We start from the raw sequence: 15,956 nt of genomic DNA, 5'->3' as shown, positions 1-15,956 counted from the left end.
TCCCCGATTTGACTGGGTCGCCAGTCAGGGATCGTGGGGAGAGCGACATGTCGCTGATACGGCTGTCGGACGAGCAGATCGAGTTGCGTGACCGGGCCAGGGCCTTCGTCGACGACGTGCTGATTCCACGCGAGGAGTCGGCCGAACGGGCCGGCGGGCGGCTGCCCTCCTCCGACGTCGGCGAGATCATGAAGGCCGCCCTGGCGGCCCGGCTCAACGGCGGGCGGCACTCCGTCGAGCACGGCGGTCAGGGATGGTCGGCCACCGACTACGTCGTGGTGCACGAGCAGTTCGGGCGCAACACCAACGGACTGTGGTGGTGGGTCCCCGACGCCTACAACGTCCTGTCGGCAGGCACACCCGACCAGATCTCCCGCTACCTGCGCCCCGCCCTCCTCGGCGAGGGATGGGTCTCCTACGCGGTGACCGAGGAATACGCGGGCTCCGACCCGTCGGGCATCTCGACCGTGGCCGAGCGGGTGGGCGACCGGTGGCGGCTCGACGGCGAGAAATGGTTCGTGACCAGCGGCGACGTGGCGGCCGTGCACATCGTGGTGGCCCTGGCCGAAGACGCCGGGCCGACGCTGTTCCTCGTCGACGCCGAGGCCGACGGGGTCGAATACCTGGACGATCCGCCCTTCACCCACTCCTTCCCGCACGGGCACCCGACCCTCCACCTGAACGGGGTGCTCGTCGGCGACGACGCCGTGCTCGGCGGGCTCGGCCAGGCCGACGCGCTGCAGCAGAACTGGTTCGTGGAGGAGCGCCTGGGCATCGCCGCCCACTGCGTCGGGGCGATGGGACGCCTGCTGGAGGAGGCGGTGGCCTGGGCCGCCGAGCGCGAGCAGGGCGGATCGCGGCTCATCGATCACCAGGGCGTGGCCTTCCCGCTGGCCGACTCGGCGGCCGACGCGGCGGCGGCCCGTTTGATGGTGTACGAGGTGGCGGCGCTGGCCGACGCGGGGGCCGACCGGAAGGTCGTGCACGCGAAGGCGTCACTGGCGAAGCTGTTCGCCTCGGAGGCGGCGTGGCGGTGCGCCGACCGGGCGGTGCAGACGTTCGGCGGGCGCGGATACATGCGGACCAACGTGGCCGAACGGTACCTGCGGGAGCTGCGGGTCGACCGGATCTGGGAGGGCACGAGCGAGATCCAGCGGCTCATCATCGCGCGGGCGATGGAGCGGCGGGGAGTCCGGCAGGTCATCGCCTGAGCTCGGCGGTCCCCGGCTTTGTCGGTGGGCGTTCGTAGGGTCGAGGCATGACTCCAGTCACGATTCTCGGGCTCGGGCCGATGGGACGAGCGCTGGCCCGAGCCTTCATCGCGAACGGCAATCCGACGACGGTCTGGAACCGGACCCCCGGCAAGGCCCCCGACGGGGCGGTCGAGGCGAAGACGGTCGCCGAGGCCGTCGGCGCGCTGACCATCGTGTCCGTGCTCGACTACGGCGCGGTCGAGGCGATCGTCGACGCCCAGGCGTTGCGCGGCAGGACGCTCGTCAACCTGACGGCCGACACCCCCCACCGCGCCCGGGAGATGGCCGCCTGGGCGGCCGACCACGACATCACCTACCTCGAAGGGGCCGTCGCCTGCCCGGCCGAGGCGATCGGCACGCCCAGCGGCACGATCTTCTACAGCGGGCCGTCGCCGGTGTTCTCCCGATGGGAGACCGAGCTGTCGGTGCCGGCCAACCCGATCTACCTGGGGGAGGACCCCGGGCGCGCGGCCGCCTTCGACGTGGCGGTGCTCGACGTGTTCTGGAACGCGCTGGCGGGGGTCGTCCACTCCTACGCGCTCGCCTCCGCCGAAGGCATCGAGCCGGGCGAGCTGACGCCGATGCTCAAGGGACTCGGTGAGATCCTGCCGACGCTCATCGAAGAGTGCGGGGCCAACCTCGAATCGGGCGAACACTCCGGCGCGGCCTCGTCGATCCGGTCGACCCACGCACAGATCTCCCACGTGATCGCGGCCTCCGAGCGGGCGGGCCTGGCGACCGGGGCCCTGCGGGCGGCCCGCGACTACGCCGAGCGGGCGACGGCCGACGGGCGGGGAGACGAGGCATTCTCCGCCCTGTCGGCATACGTCGCCGAACGCGGCAAGTGATCAGCGCCGTGCATCGTGGAGTGATCCCCGCCGTTGCACCAGCCGGCCGAGCAGCACGGCCAGCACGGATGCGACCACCAGCAATGTCGCCAAGGCGTTCAGCGCGGGGGTCGGCGCGTTCCGCACCGCGCTGTAAAGCTTGATGGGAACGGTCACCGACGACGCGTCGGGCGACAGGAACGCCGAGATGACGAAGTCGTCCATCGACGACGCGAACACGACCATGGCGCCGGCGAACACGGCGGGGGTCAGCAGCGGGAGCAGGATCAACCGGACGGCCGACAGCCGCCCACAGCCCAGGTCGCGGGCCGCCTCCTCGTAGTCGGTCCCGATCGACGCGAGCCGGGAGCGGACGATCACCACGACGTACGAGACGGAGAACGTCACGTGACCGATGACCTGCGCGGGCTGGCCCAGCGGCACGAACAGGTAGAGGTTGGTGAAGACGAGGTAGAGCGCCGAGCCCATCACGATCTCCGGGGTGGCCAGCGGCAGCAGGGTCAGGCCCCCGACCACGCGGCCCGGACGCCCCCGCCAGCGTGACAGCCCGAGCGCCGTCGCCACGCCCAGGGGAGTGGCGATCAGCGTCGTCAGGCCCGCCACCACCAAGCTGTTGACCAGGGCCAGCCGCAACGAGGGATCCTCGGCCACCGAGCCCGACGAGCCGAAGTACCACTGCAGGGAGAAGCCCTGCCAGGTGCTGCGCGAGCGGCCGTCGTTGAACGAGAACTGGATCGCCACCAGGATCGGCACCAGCGACCATACGACATACGCCCACGTCACCGACGCGAGCACCCACGGACGCCGTCTCATGAGATCTCCTTTCCGGCGGGAGTCACGTAACGTGAAAGCCCGCACGCCAGTGGCGACATGACGGGATGCGGATGGTGAAGTTCGTCAGGGTCGAACGACAGGCGGATCCCTATGGATTCCTGGTGAGTGCCGAGGAGTACCTTCAGGCCCTGCCCCGGTTCAAAGAGGAGCTTCCTCCCGGTGCCCGGGAATTCGCCTCGGATCCCGCCCACTACGACTTCTACGGTTCGCGCTGCGTGAAAGACCTGACCCTGGTCACCGTGCATCTCTCGGATGACGGCCTGCACCTCACCTTCGGCCCCAATGAATGGAAGCACGAAGGTGGGCTGGAAGTGAGCTACACCGAGGTCGGCGAATTCGACGTCCGGCTTCGGAGACGAGGCACGGAGGCGGCGGCACTCGGAAGCCTGATGCTCGATGAGATTCTCCCGCACTCATTGGGCTGCAGTCATGAATTCGTTTTCACCGGAGGCTCGGTGCGTATCGTTTCCGGCGATCTGTCCGCCAGATGGATGGACGCTGTCGCCGAGGACGCCGCGTCACGACACCTCCTCCTCGGCCCGGCGGCTGGAGATCAGGTAGTAGACCATCAGCACCATGAGCAGCGCCGACAGCAGCAGCACGAGTGACGCCCCGAGTTCCTTCCGCGTCCCGCCGAGCAGGTAGAACTCGATCTGGTTGGCGATCATCGTGGTGGTGGGGGAGCCCGACACGAGGGTGTTGGTGTAGTAGTCGCCGAACATCGGCAGCGCGGTGATGGCCGACGCGGTGAGCAGCCCCGGGCGGGACAGCGGGAGCGTCACGTGCCAGAACGCGCCCCGGCTCGAACAGCCGAGGTCGCGTGCGGCCTCCAGGAGCAGCGGGTCGATGCGGTCGAGGGTGGAGAACAGGGGCACGATGAAGAACGGGATGTACCCGTAGACCAGCGCCAGCACCACCGTCACCGGGTTGCCCGACAGCCAGCGCACCGGTTCGTCGACGATCCGGGTGAGCAGGAGCAAATCGTTGACGTAGCCGTCGTCCTGGAGCAGGTTCAGCCAGGCCAGCATCCGGGTCAGGTAGTTCACCCACCAGGGCGCGAGGATCAGGCCGAGCAGCAGGGCCCGGTGGCGTCCGGCGTGCCGGGCGACGTAGTAGGCCACCGGATACCCGATGACCACGCACAGCCCCAGGGCGAGGGCGACGTACAGCAGCGTGCGCAGGAAGACCGGTCGCAGGTCGCCGGTGATCGACCGCGTGAGGATCTCGGTGAACGCGGTGAAGTCCCAGTAGCGGGGGTCCCATTCCGGTACGGGCGCGTTGAACACCGGATCGGTGTAGCCGAAGGCCACGGCGGCGACGGCGTAGAACGGCACCGCGAACAGCAGCGACAGCCAGAGCGTGCCGGGCGCGGCGAGCAGAGCCCACAGCCCACCACCCGGGCCCCGGTGACGCCGCCGCCCAGACGTCGGCCCATCGGCTGGAGCCCCGACATTTCGGCGCCGCTTTTCTCCGACCTGGAGACGGCCGGGTGGTCTCGTGCCGGGTTCGGGCGGGTCGGTCTGCGGCGATTCCGCTGCTCCAGGGGAGTCCGAGGAAGCCTCACCGTCCCCGCTCACTGGCCTGCCTTGAACTGCGACCACGTGTCCAGCCAGACCGCCTCCGCCGCGGGCGAGATCTGGAAGATCTGCTGGCTGCGCGCGTAGACGTCCGGTGTCACGATCGCCGACTTCAGGCCCTCGGTCACGAACTCGTCGGTGACCATCTTCTCGGGCGTGATCGCCGACAGGGCCGGCTGGTAGCCCGTGAAGGAGAAGTTCTCCTGCGCCACCACCGGATCCAGCAGATGGTTCAGCAGCATGTGGGCGAGAACCGGCTTGGTCGCCGAGGCCGGTACGGCGAGGGAGTCGGTGCCGACCACGCCGAGGTCGTCGGACGGGTACCAGTAGCCGAGCACGTCCGCGTCCACCCCCTTGGGCAGATAGGACTGCGCGTTGATCATGTCGCCCGACCAGCAGTGATGCACCGTCGCCTGGCCCTCGGCCACCAGCTGGTAGGCCGCGATCCCGGTCTTGATGTTCATCAGCGGCACCAGCTCGGAGAGCCACGTCCCGGCCTGCTTGATCTTCACCGGGTCCTCGGTGTTGATCTCCCGCGACCCGTTCTTGAGCATCGCCAGGGCCAGCCCCTCGCGATGGTCGTCGATCAGGTACGCCTTGCCCTTGTAGGCGGGGTCCCAGAGCAGCCCGTACCCGAACCCGGCCGTCACCTCGTCGGCCCGGTAGCCGACCCCGGAGGTGTAGGCGCAGTAGGGCACGGAATACCGCGACCCCTCGTCGTAGAAGGGCGACTGGAGCTGCGGCCACGCGTTGGCCAGGTTCCCTAGGTACGTCTTGTTCAGGGGGAGGAGCAGCTTCCCGACGGCCGCCTTCCCGATCACGTCGGGCGTCGGGAACCACACGTCGAACGACGCGCCGGGCGTGCGGAGCTTGGAGATCGCGTCTTCCATCGTGTTGAAGGTCGTCACCTCGACCTCCACCCCGTGCTTCTTCCCGAAGGCCTTCAGCACGTCGGGGGAGACGTACTCGGGATAGTTCAAGATCTTGAGCACCCCGCCGGACTCCGGGGAGAGCCCGTCCGCGATCGGAGGGATGTCGTCGTGCAGTGGCAGAGCGCCGGGTGAATCCGTTCTGGTGAGCGGCACTGCGGAGGACCCCGTCGAGCGGCCGGGCCGCTCGCCTCCACATGCCGCCGTCGCAGCTAAGGCGCTGACCAGCAGAAACCTGCGTCGATCCATGCTGTTCCCTTTTCTGGTACCGAATCTCCTCTTGCCAGACTGACTGGTTAACCAGTTAGTCTGCTGGTGTGGCCCCCAGGGGCCGCAAGGCGTGCGGGCATAAGTTTTCCGGGTCGTAACGCCATGCAGAAGGGGTACAGCCGGTGAAACACGCATACGACGCGATCATCGTCGGGGGCGGGCACAACGGGCTCGTCGCCGCGGCCTATCTCGCCCGAGCCGGACTCTCCACCCTCGTCGCCGAAGCCCGCCCGGTCACCGGCGGCGCCGCCACGACCGAAACCCCGTGGGGCCCCGAGTTCAAGGTCACCGCTCTCTCGTACGTCATGAGCCTGATGCCCCCCACGATCCTGCGTGACCTGCGGCTCAAAGACCACGGCTACGACGTGATCCCGATGGGTCCCAGCTTCGTCCCCTTCCCCGACGGCCGTTCCCTGCTGACCGAGACGGGCGACCCGGCCCGTGACCACGCCCAGCTCGCCGCGTTCTCCGCGAAGGACGCCGAGGCGATGCCCCGCTACGAGGCCTGGCTCCAGGGGATCGGCGACGTCCTGTCCCCACTGCTCATGCGCACCCCGCCCAACGTCGGCTCGCTGCGGCCGAAGGATCTGATCGACCAGCTGCGACTGGCCTGGGGGCTGCGCGGCCTGCGGACGCGGGGCACCGCCGACGCGGTCCGCCTGTTCACCATGTCCGTCGAAGACCTGCTGAACGAGTGGTTCGAGTCGCCCGAGGTCAAGGGCGTGATGTCGATCAACGGCGTCATCGGAACCTGGGCCGGGCCGGCCGAGCCGGGCACCGCCTACGTGATGATGCACCACACGATCGGCGACGTCGGCGACGGCCGGATGGGGTCGTGGGGCTACCCGATCGGGGGCATGGGCGCGGTCAGCGACGCGATCCGCCGGTCGGCCGAGGCGTTCGGCGCGACGGTCATCACCGAGGCCCCTGTCCGAAAAATCCTCATAAAAGGGGGCAGGGTGGTGGGGGTCGCCCTCGAAGACGGCCGCGAGTTCACCGCCTCCACCGTCGTCGCCGCCACCCACCCCAAAACCACCTTCCTCACGCACGTCGGCCGCGACCACCTGCCCGACGACTTCGCGCGCGACATCGAACGCTGGCGCTCCCGCTCGGGCGTCGTGAAGATCAACCTGGCCCTCTCGGAGCTCCCGACCTTCCCGTCCAGCCCCGAAGCCGACCTGACCGGCTCGGTCGAGCTCTGCCACTCCATCGAGTACGTCGAACAGGCCTTCCAGGACGCGAGGTCGGGCGTCGCCGCGCGCAGGCCGTTCTCCGACTCGGTCATCCCCTCGACGGTCGACCGCACGCTCTGCCCCGAGGGCACCCACATCATGTCGATGTTCACCCAGTGGGTCCCGCACACCTGGAACGAGGAGCCCCGCACCGAGGAACTCGACGCCTACGCCGACCGCGTCATCGACGGCTACGACCAGTTGGCCCCCGGCTTCAAGGCCTCGGTCATCCACCGCCAGGTCATCGGCCCCCACGAGATGGAACACGAGTACGGCCTGCTCGGCGGCAACATCTTCCACGGCGAGCTCTCCCCCGACCAGCTCTTCCACCTGAGGCCCGCCCCCGGCTACGCCGACTTCACCACCCCGGTGAAGGGCCTTTACCAGTGTTCCTCCGCCACCCACGGCGGAGGAGGGGTGACGGGCATCGCCGGCTACCTGGCCACCCGCCGAATCCTGAACGACCGCAAGAGGTGGTGGAACCGATGATCCAGGCTCTAGGGAAGGCGTTGTTGAGCGCCTTGGCCCAACCTGACAAAAAAGGTGGCCTCGTCTGGCCGCCCAGCCAGGCCGGTGCCGTCAAGCCGTCGGACTGGTGCGGCTCCGGCAAGGCCCCCACGGGGTGGTGCAAGCGATGAACTCCGCCCCGCTCGACCTCGACGAGGTCCGTGAGTGTCTCAAGGCCCCGGGGCAGATGCTCCCGCAGGCCGCCTACATCGCCGACGACGTCCTCGACTGGGAGCGCAAGGTCGTCTTCGCCGGTGGGTGGGTCTGCGCGGGACGCTCGTCGGACATCCCGAACCGGGGCCGGAAGGCCGTCGCCGTCGGCGACGACTCGGTGCTGCTGGTCCGCGACGACGACGCCACCCCCCGGGGCTTCTACAACGTCTGCCGCCACCGGGCCCACGAACTGCTCCCGTGCGGTTCGAGCGCGACGGGCCGGTTCATCGCCTGCCCGTACCACAACTGGGTCTACACCCTGAAGGGCGACCTGCACCGCATCCCCGGAGAGCCCGCGCCCAAGCTCGGCCTGGTCGAGGTCCCGATCACCGAGTGGCACGGGTTCGTGTTCGTCAACGCCGACGGCCAGGCCCCGCCCATCCACGACTACCTCGACGGCCTTGAGGAGATCGTGGCGCCGTACACGCTGAACGAGCTCGACGTGGCCGCGTCGCACGAATACGAGCTCGACGCCAACTGGAAACTCGCCGTCGAGAACTACCACGAGTGCTACCACTGCCCGGCGATCCACCCGGAGCTCTGCGCGGTGTCGCCCCCGGACAGCGGCGACAACTACGTCCCGACCGGCCTGTGGGCGGGCGGCCGCATGGACCTCGTCGACGGCGCCGAGACGATGTCGTTCGACGGCGCGTCGGCGGCCGGGCCGCTCCCGGGCATCACCGGCGAGCGGCTGCGGATCGTCGAATACCTGCACCTGTTCCCGAACCTGCTGCTCAGCCTGCATCCCGACTACGTCATGACGCACGTCCTCGAACCGCTCACCGCCACCCGGACGAAGGTCACCTGCCAGTGGCTGTTCCCCAAGGGGACCACCGACGTCGGCTACGCCGTCGACTTCTGGGATCTCACCAACCGGCAGGACTGGCAGGCCTGCGAAGGGGTGCAGCGGGGAGTGAGCTCGCGCGGCTACCGGCCGGGCCCGTTCTCCGCCGACGAGGACGTCACCTTCCAGTGGATCGCCACCGTGGCGACCGCTTATCTCACGGGCCGCGCGCCGGCCCTGCCCGAAAGGATCTAACGATGACCGTCGTCAGCGAGCGGACAACGGCTCGCGTACTGGACGACCTGATCGCCCTTCAAGAAGGCGCGTTCCTCGCCCGGACCGTCGAATCGCGGCGAGTGCGCACCGAATGCTCCGATGTCTTGCCCGGAGGAGTGGCCTCCAATTGGCAGGACGCACCCCCCGGCGCCGTGTGGATCTCGCACGGCCAGGGCTCCCGGGTCGTCGACCTCGACGGCACCTCCTACGTCGACCTGCACGGCGGATTCGGGGTCAACCTCGTCGGGCACGCCCACCCGGCCGTCGTCGAGACCATCGACGAACGGGTCAGGAAGGGCACGCACTTCGCCCAGCCGACCCGGGACGCCGTCGTCGTGGCCCGGCTGCTGGCCGGGCGGTTCGGGCTGCCCATGTGGCGGTTCGGCAACTCCGGCACCGAGGCCACGATGGACGCCGTCCACCTCATGCGGGCCGCCACCGGGCGCATGAAGATCATCAAGGTCGAGGGCAGCTACCACGGCCACCACGACTCCGTGCAGGTCAGCGTCTATCCGTCCATCGAGGAGGCCGGCCCGCCGCTGCGGCCCCGCTCGGTGCGCTACAGCGTCTCGGTGCCGCCCGACCTGGCCCGGCTGACCGTCGTCGTCCCCTTCGGCGACCTGGAGGCCGTCGAGCGGGCGCTGATCGAGAACTCCGGCGAGATCGCCGGGATGATCCTCGAACCCATCATGATGAACATCGGGCTCATCCCGCCGCCCGACGGCTACCTCGCCCAGCTCAAGGACCTGCTGCACCGGCACGGCGCCTACCTCGCCTTCGACGAGGTCAAGACCGGGCTGTCGGTCGCACCGGGCGGGGCCTCCGAACTACTGGGCGTGACGCCCGACCTCATCTGCCTGGCCAAGGCCCTCGGCGGCGGGCTGCCGTGCGGGGCGATCGGCGGCACGCCCGACCTGATGAGGCTGATCTCCGAGGGGGTGTACGAGCAGGTCGGCACCTTCAACGGCAATCCGCTCACCATGGCGGTCGCGGCCGTCGTGCTGCGGGACGTGCTGAATGCGGACGCTTATCGTCACTTTGATCGGTTGCGCTCGGTCATGACGGAAGAGGCGACCGCCATTCTTCGCAGATGGGGTATGCCGGGATATGTCCAGTCATATGGCGCGAAGGGCTCAGTAATATTCCACCAGAAACTCCGCGACTATCGCGACTTTCTGGACTACCCCGACGAATGGGGACACACGCACTGGCTTTACCAGCACAACGGCGGGGTCTTCCTGCCGCCCTGGGGCAAGACCGAACAGTGGACCCTGTCGGTCCAGCACGGCGACGACGACGTGCGCAGATTCCTGACCAACCTCGACGCGATGGGGCGTGACTACGCCGGAAGCGCCGCCATCAGGTAGGCGAGGCGGGCGGCGGCGTCTTCGACCGACTCGACCGTGCCGAGGCGGTAGCCCCACGAGGTCACGAAGGCGCCGCAGTCGGTGCAGGTCACCGTTTCGGCGAGGGTGTCGGAGAAACGGTTCCGGACGTGTACCGCCGGCGGGCTGGCGCTGAGCAGGCGCACCGAAAGGTCGATGTGCTCCCGTGTCGCATCGGCGAATCGCTCAAGACACCACAAAGTGTCAAGCATCGCACAATCACCTCCCGGCTGAGAGGAAAGGATTGCACGCTCCCGTCACATGAGGCAAGCAATTGCTCTTATGAATCAGCGGATTGTTTCCCCAATTCGTCGATCACTCTGACGATCACCGCGCGGGCGTCGTCGCGATAGACCGCGGCGCCCGCGAAGTCGTCGTACGCGCGGCCGTAGAAGGCGATGTCGTCGGGGTCTCTGAGCAGCAGGTCCTTGGTGAACGTGGCCACGCCGACGAGGGCCTCGTTGTAGATGGCGAAGCTGTGCAGCGGGGTGGCCGGCAGCATCGTCTCGAACGGGATCACGCCGAACTCGACGTTGGGCAGCGTCGTGATGGCCAGCAGCCGGTCCATCTGTCCGCGCATCACGTCGACCGGTGCGAGCCGTATGTGCAGCACCGCCTCGGGCACCACGAACCGGAACTGGCGCTGCGGATCGTAGAGGATCTCCTGCCGCTGCATGCGCACCCGGATCGCCGCGTCGACGTCGTCGACCGCCTCGTACACCCGGCGCACCTTCTGGAAGATGTGCCGGGAGTACTCCGCGGTCTGCAGCAGGCCGGGCACCAGCCCGGCCTCGAAGATCCGCAGCGTCCGGATGCGGGCCTCGAGATCCCGTACGTCCTCTTGGAGCGCCGCCAGCCCGCCCTTGTGCCGGGCCTTCCACGAGTCGTGGCGCTCGCTCAGCCCGACCGCCTGCTGGATCAGGCTGTCGACCATGCCGGGTTCGGCGGCGACGGCCTGGGCCCAGACGACCACGTCGTCCTCGGTCGGCGTCTGGCGGGCGTTCTCGATGCGCGAGACCTTCGACGGCTGCCAGTTGAGGCGCTCGGCGAGGTCCTTGCCCGACAGGTGAGCGACCTCCCGGAGCTGCCTGAGCTGGATGCCCAAGTCGATGCGCGCCTGCTGGAAACCGCTCACTCGATCCCTCCCGCCATGGTGCGGACCAAGGTAGACCTCAGTTCGCCGCCCAGGCCATAGGGAGCTCCCTAATCGTGATCAGGTCAAGACCTTGCGCGCGATCTCGACCAGGAGCTCACGGGGGACCTCGACGGCGGTCTCGTAGTCGGCGAGGTGCCGGAGGTCGGCTCTGGCCTCCGGATCCACCACCTCCGTGCCCTGCACGACGATGGTGCCGCGGTCGGTCTCGTACAAGGTGGGGCACGACGTGGCCTCGGAGGTGGTGCCGAGGAAGCGGAGGCGCATGAGGGGTGTCCTTCCGTACAGTCGCAATTGCGAGCAATTGTAGGAGGGCTCACGTTTCGCTGCGATTGCGGTATGGACTCAGGGCAGCGGCACCAAAGCCGCCCGCAGGCGTTCACCGAGGGCCTTGGCCTGCGCGTCCGTCAGCGGGCTGGCGGCGACGCCCCGGCCGAGCAGGCCGTGGACGACGAAGTTGACCGCGAGCAGGTTCGGGAACAGATGGCGGTCGACGCGCAATCGGCCCACTTCGGGCAGCAACTCGGGCAGCCGGCCGGCCGTGAGGTAGCTCGCCAGCCAGGGGTAGTGGTCGGCGTTGCGCACCCACACGCCCAGGTTGGCGTCGCCGCCCTTGTCGCCCGACCGGGCGCCGGCGATGAGGCCCAGAGGTCGGAGCTCTTCCTCGACGGTGAGCGGGATCGGCATCGGGGTGGAGAACCACGGCCCGGCCGCTCCGGGCGTCTCGAGGTCGGCCGGCGCGGCCGCCCCCGCCTCGGGCACGGCCTCCTCGAACGGGACCTCGGCGCCGTCGAGGGTGACCGACGCGGTGACCCGGGGCACCGCCACCGGCCAGTAGATCCCGTAGAGAGAGGCGTCGCCCGGCGGGGTCAGGCCGTGGAAGCCGGGATAGCTGGCCAGGCCCGTCTCGACCACGGCCGAGGAGAACAGGCGTCCGGCCTTGCGCTGATCGGGATCCATGACCGTGATCCGGAGCAGGTCGCCGATCCGCTCCGTGTACGTCTGCTCGAAGGTCTCCCTGGGCACCCGCGCCCAGACGGCCTCCTCGGCGACCTGGGCCTTCCGCTCCACGTCGAGGCCGGTCAGCACCAGGGTCATCGTGTTCCGGTAGCCGCCGAGCACGTTCACCGCGGCCTTGAGCGTCGGCGGGGGCGCCTCGCCGCGCACGCCGCTCACCGACACCCGGTCGGGGCCCTCCTGCATGAGGCGGATCGTGTCGAACCGGGCCGTCACGTCGGGGCCCTGGTAGCGGGGGCCGGCGATCTCGTACAGGAGCTGGGCGGTGACGGTGCCCACGGTGACCGCGCCGCCCGTGCCGGGGTGTTTGGTGATGACCGAGGAGCCGTCGTCGTGGAGTTCGGCGATGGGGAAGCCGCAGTGGGCCAGGTCGGGGATCTCGTCGAAGAAGGCGTAGTTGCCGCCCGTGGCCTGGCAGCCGCACTCGATGACGTGACCGGCCACGACCGAGCCGGCGAGCGCGTCGAGGTCGGTCGGGCGCCAGCCGTACCGCCAGATGCCCGGACCCGTGACCAGGGCCGCGTCGGTGACGCGGCCGGTCACCACGACGTCGGCGCCCGCCGAGAGCGCGGCGGCGATGGGGAAGCCGCCCAGGTAGGCGTTGGCGGTGATCGGCTTGGCCGTAAGGGTCTCGCCGGTGTCGAGGTTGACCAGCGGCCCGAGCTCGGACAGGCGCGGCATCAGGTCGTCGCCGGTGACGGTCGCGACCTTGGCCGGCAGGCCGAGGTCCCTGATCGCCTGCGCGCAGGCCTCCGGGTCGAGCCCGCCCGCGTTCGACACGATCTTGATGCCGCGGTCGAGGCAGGTCGCCAGGACGTCGGAGAGCTGCTTCACGAACGTCGTGGCGTAGCCGGGGCGGCCCTTCGCCCGGTTCCCGGCCAGGATCAGCATGGTCAGCTCGGCGAGCCAGTCGCCGGTGAGGACGTCGATCGGGCCGCCCTCGACCTGCTCCCGCGCGGCCGAGAGGCGGTCGCCGTAGAAGCCCGAGCAGTTGGCGATGCGCAGCATCAGACGGCCCAGGCGGGCGGGCGCTTCTGCAGGAACGCGCTCATGCCCTCGCGTGCTTCGGGTGAGGAGAACAGCTTGGCCGACAGGGTCGCCATCTCGTCGCCGCGCTCGGCCAGCAGCCGCCGGACCGGCTCGGTGACCAGCCGCTTCGACTCCGCGAGGCCCTGCGGCGAGGCCGCCCGCAGCCCGTCGAGCACGGTCTCGACCGCGTCGTCGAGCTGCGGCAGCGGGACCGCCCGCGTCAGCAGGCCGATGCGCTCGGCCTCCATCGCGCCGAACGTCTCGCCGGTGATGAAGTAGCGCCCGGCGGCCCGGCCGTCGAGGCGCGGCAGCAGGGTCAGCGAGATCATCGCGGGCGCGAGCCCGAGGCGGGCCTCGGTGAACGCGTAGTCGCCGCCGTCGTCGGCCACCACGACGTCGCACGCGCCGAGCAGGCCGAGCCCGCCCGCCCGCGCCTTGCCCGCGACCCGGCAGACCACCGGCTTGGGCAGCTCGACCACCAGTGTGAACAGGTCGATCATGCGGCGGGTGCCGGCCTCCATGCCCTCGGCCGCCGCCTCCGACAGGTCGGCCCCGGCGCAGAACACCGGCCCGGTGTGGGTGAGCAGCACCGCCCGGACGTCGTCGTCGGACCCGGCCGCCTCCAGGTGGGCCGACAGCTCCTCGACGAGCTGCCGCGACAGGGCGTTGCGATTGCGCGGCGAGTCGAGGGTGACCGTGGCCACCCCCCGCTCGACCGTCAGATGTACTACCTCGGTCACTGTTCCACTTCCTTGATCACGGCCAGTGGCGTACCCGCGTCGACCTGCCGCCCGGCGACGGCGGTCAGTTCGGCCACCACCCCCTCGGCGGGGGCCGTGATGCGATGTTCCATCTTCATGGCCTCCAGCACCACGACCGTCTGCCCAGGTTTCACCGCGTCACCCACCGCGACCTCGACCCGCAGCACGGTTCCCGGCATCGGGGCGGGCAGCGACCCAGGAGGAGTCTGCACCACGGGTTCGGGCAGGCGCGGCAGCGGGGTCAGCCGGACCGAGCCGAGCGAGGAGTCGACGTGGACGGCATCGTCGTAGGAGGCCACCGAGAAGACCCGGCGCACGCCGGCGATCTCCAGGACCACCTCGTCCGGCGCGGCCGACACCAGGGTCGCCTCGGGCGAGGAGCGCAGGCCGTCGCGGGTGTGCAGGAAGGTGACCTCCCCGGCCTCGGCGAAGGCGACCCTGTGCGGCTGCGAGACGACGTTGCGCCAGCCCGCAGGGAGGTCGCCGAGCGTCGTCCTCGGCCGGGCGGCCTGCGCGAGGGCCGCCGCCAGCGCCGAGAAGCGCACCGACTCGGGGCCGGTCAGCGGGCCCGGCTCGTGGCGGGTCAGGAAGCCCGTGTCGGTCTGGCCCCGGAGGAACTCGGGGTGGCGCAGGACGCCGACGAGCAGGTCGCGGTTGGTCGCCGGGCCGTGCAGCCTCGCCCCGGCCAGCGCCGTGGCCAGCCGCCTTGCCGCCGCGTCACGGGTGGGGGCGTAGGCGATGACCTTGGCCAGCATCGGGTCGTAGAAGGTGCCGATCTCGTCGCCGGACACCACGCCCGAGTCGAGCCGCAGGCCGCCCTGTCCGAACTCGGCCTCGACGCCGGGCACCTCGAAGCGGTGCATCCGGCCGCTCTGCGGCTTCCAGTCGTCGGCGGGGTCTTCGGCGTACAGGCGCACCTCGATGGCGTGGCCCACCGGGCTCGGCGGCAGGCCCGGAAGGGCGGCGCCCTCGGCGATCTCGATCTGCAGGCGGACCAGGTCGACGCCGTAGACGGCCTCGGTGACCGGGTGCTCGACCTGGAGGCGGGTGTTCATCTCGAGGAAGTGGAACCGGTCGCCGGCCAGCAGGAACTCGACGGTCCCGGCGCCGGTGTAGCCGATGGCGCGGGCCGCGTTCACCGCCGCCTCGGCCAGCGCGCGCCGCAGGTCGGGGGTGACGCCGGGGGAGGGCGCCTCCTCCAGGACCTTCTGGTGGCGGCGCTGGATCGAGCACTCGCGCTCGCCGAGCGCCCAGACGGTGCCGTGGGTGTCGGCGAGGATCTGCACCTCGACGTGCCGGGCCTGCTCCAGCAGCGGCTCGGCGAACACGGTCCCGTCGCCGAACGCCGCCGCGGCCTCCCGGCCGGCCGATTCGAGCGCCTCGGGGAGTTCGTCGGCCGACCGCACGACCCGCATCCCGCGCCCGCCGCCCCCGGCCGACGCCTTCAGCAGCAGCGGATAGGCGAGGTCGGCGGGCGGCTCCTCGAACGCGATCGTCGGGAGCAGCGGCACCCCGGCCGCCGCCATCAGCGCCTTGGCCTCGATCTTGTCGCCCATCGCCGCGATGGCCTCGGGGGACGGGCCGATCCAGGTGAGCCCCGCCTCGACCACCGCCCGCGCGAACCCGGCGTCCTCGGAGAGGAACCCGTAGCCCGGGTGCACCGCGTCGGCGCCGGCGGCCCTGGCCGCCGCGACCAGCTTCCCGGCGTCCGTGTACGCCTTCACGTCACCGAGGCCCACCGCCGACCCGGCCTCGGCGACGTGCCGCGACCCCGCGTCGGCGTGGCTGAACACCGCGACCGTCTCGATCCCCAGCGCGTCGCACGCGCGGATCACCCGGCGCGCGATCTCGCCCCGGTTGGCCACCAGAACCCGTCTGATCATCTGAC

General features: G+C 70.1%; 15 protein-coding genes. 6 read left to right on the top strand and 9 right to left on the bottom strand.

What is annotated here, in order from left to right; translation table 11 throughout:
• The first annotated feature begins 47 nt into the window (after positions 1-47).
• Complete coding sequence (locus FDA94_RS34875; protein ID WP_137251320.1) at positions 48-1,211, top strand: acyl-CoA dehydrogenase family protein; 1,164 nt, start codon at positions 48-50, stop codon at positions 1,209-1,211.
• Positions 1,212-1,258: 47 nt separating this feature from the next.
• Entirely contained in the window at positions 1,259-2,101 is an 843-nt protein-coding gene (locus tag FDA94_RS34870) for an NAD(P)-dependent oxidoreductase (protein WP_137251319.1), read from the top strand.
• Here FDA94_RS34870 and FDA94_RS34865 read toward each other — a convergent pair whose 3' ends face one another.
• Positions 2,102-2,914 (bottom strand): ABC transporter permease, encoded by an 813-nt coding sequence (locus FDA94_RS34865; RefSeq protein ID WP_137251318.1) that lies wholly within the window; start codon positions 2,912-2,914, stop codon positions 2,102-2,104.
• Positions 2,915-2,985: 71 nt separating this feature from the next.
• Here FDA94_RS34865 and FDA94_RS34860 point away from each other — a divergent pair, with 71 nt between their 5' ends.
• Positions 2,986-3,543, top strand: a complete 558-nt coding sequence (locus tag FDA94_RS34860; protein WP_137251317.1) for a hypothetical protein — start codon at positions 2,986-2,988, stop codon at positions 3,541-3,543.
• Here FDA94_RS34860 and FDA94_RS39615 read toward each other — a convergent pair.
• Positions 3,454-4,269: an ABC transporter permease gene (locus FDA94_RS39615; RefSeq protein WP_170991255.1), complete on the bottom strand. Its 816-nt coding sequence runs from the start codon at positions 4,267-4,269 to the stop codon at positions 3,454-3,456. The two genes, FDA94_RS34860 and FDA94_RS39615, sit on opposite strands and share 90 nt — an antisense overlap.
• 239 nt (positions 4,270-4,508) lie before the next feature.
• The gene (locus FDA94_RS34850; protein ID WP_170991254.1) at positions 4,509-5,504 is read right to left on the bottom strand and encodes a polyamine ABC transporter substrate-binding protein; all 996 of its coding nucleotides are present in this window, start codon (positions 5,502-5,504) and stop codon (positions 4,509-4,511) included.
• A gap of 329 nt (positions 5,505-5,833) precedes the next feature.
• Here FDA94_RS34850 and FDA94_RS34845 point away from each other — a divergent pair, with 329 nt between their 5' ends.
• From FDA94_RS34845 to FDA94_RS34835, 3 genes are all read left to right on the top strand, one after another.
• Positions 5,834-7,432 carry a phytoene desaturase family protein gene (locus FDA94_RS34845; RefSeq protein WP_137251314.1) on the top strand — a complete coding sequence of 533 codons (1,599 nt, stop codon included), beginning with the start codon at positions 5,834-5,836 and terminating at the stop codon, positions 7,430-7,432.
• A gap of 145 nt (positions 7,433-7,577) precedes the next feature.
• Positions 7,578-8,702 (top strand): aromatic ring-hydroxylating oxygenase subunit alpha, encoded by a 1,125-nt coding sequence (locus FDA94_RS34840; RefSeq protein ID WP_137251313.1) that lies wholly within the window; start codon positions 7,578-7,580, stop codon positions 8,700-8,702.
• A gap of 2 nt (positions 8,703-8,704) precedes the next feature.
• Positions 8,705-10,090, top strand: coding sequence for an aspartate aminotransferase family protein (locus tag FDA94_RS34835; protein WP_137251312.1), 1,386 nt, complete (start codon positions 8,705-8,707; stop codon positions 10,088-10,090).
• Here FDA94_RS34835 and FDA94_RS34830 read toward each other — a convergent pair.
• From FDA94_RS34830 to FDA94_RS34805, 6 genes are all read right to left on the bottom strand, one after another.
• The gene (locus tag FDA94_RS34830) at positions 10,063-10,320 is read right to left on the bottom strand and encodes a hypothetical protein (protein ID WP_062333585.1); all 258 of its coding nucleotides are present in this window, start codon (positions 10,318-10,320) and stop codon (positions 10,063-10,065) included. The two genes, FDA94_RS34835 and FDA94_RS34830, sit on opposite strands and share 28 nt — an antisense overlap.
• A 68-nt stretch (positions 10,321-10,388) precedes the next feature.
• Entirely contained in the window at positions 10,389-11,243 is an 855-nt protein-coding gene (locus FDA94_RS34825; RefSeq protein WP_137251311.1) for a helix-turn-helix domain-containing protein, read from the bottom strand.
• A gap of 78 nt (positions 11,244-11,321) precedes the next feature.
• The gene (locus tag FDA94_RS34820) at positions 11,322-11,528 is read right to left on the bottom strand and encodes a hypothetical protein (RefSeq protein WP_137251310.1); all 207 of its coding nucleotides are present in this window, start codon (positions 11,526-11,528) and stop codon (positions 11,322-11,324) included.
• A 78-nt stretch (positions 11,529-11,606) separates the two neighbouring features.
• Positions 11,607-13,286 carry an acyclic terpene utilization AtuA family protein gene (locus FDA94_RS34815; RefSeq protein WP_137251309.1) on the bottom strand — a complete coding sequence of 560 codons (1,680 nt, stop codon included), beginning with the start codon at positions 13,284-13,286 and terminating at the stop codon, positions 11,607-11,609.
• Positions 13,286-14,047, bottom strand: a complete 762-nt coding sequence (locus FDA94_RS34810; protein WP_137251308.1) for an enoyl-CoA hydratase family protein — start codon at positions 14,045-14,047, stop codon at positions 13,286-13,288. The genes FDA94_RS34815 and FDA94_RS34810 overlap by 1 nt, the downstream gene beginning before the upstream one ends.
• Positions 14,044-15,951 (bottom strand): ATP-binding protein, encoded by a 1,908-nt coding sequence (locus FDA94_RS34805; RefSeq protein ID WP_137251307.1) that lies wholly within the window; start codon positions 15,949-15,951, stop codon positions 14,044-14,046. The genes FDA94_RS34810 and FDA94_RS34805 overlap by 4 nt, the downstream gene beginning before the upstream one ends.
• Positions 15,952-15,956: the final 5 nt, after the last annotated feature.

The organism is Herbidospora galbida (assembly GCF_005233835.1).
Classification (GTDB): Bacteria; Actinomycetota; Actinomycetes; order Streptosporangiales; family Streptosporangiaceae; genus Herbidospora; species Herbidospora galbida.
This window is presented reverse-complemented; position numbering and strand designations above follow the sequence as displayed.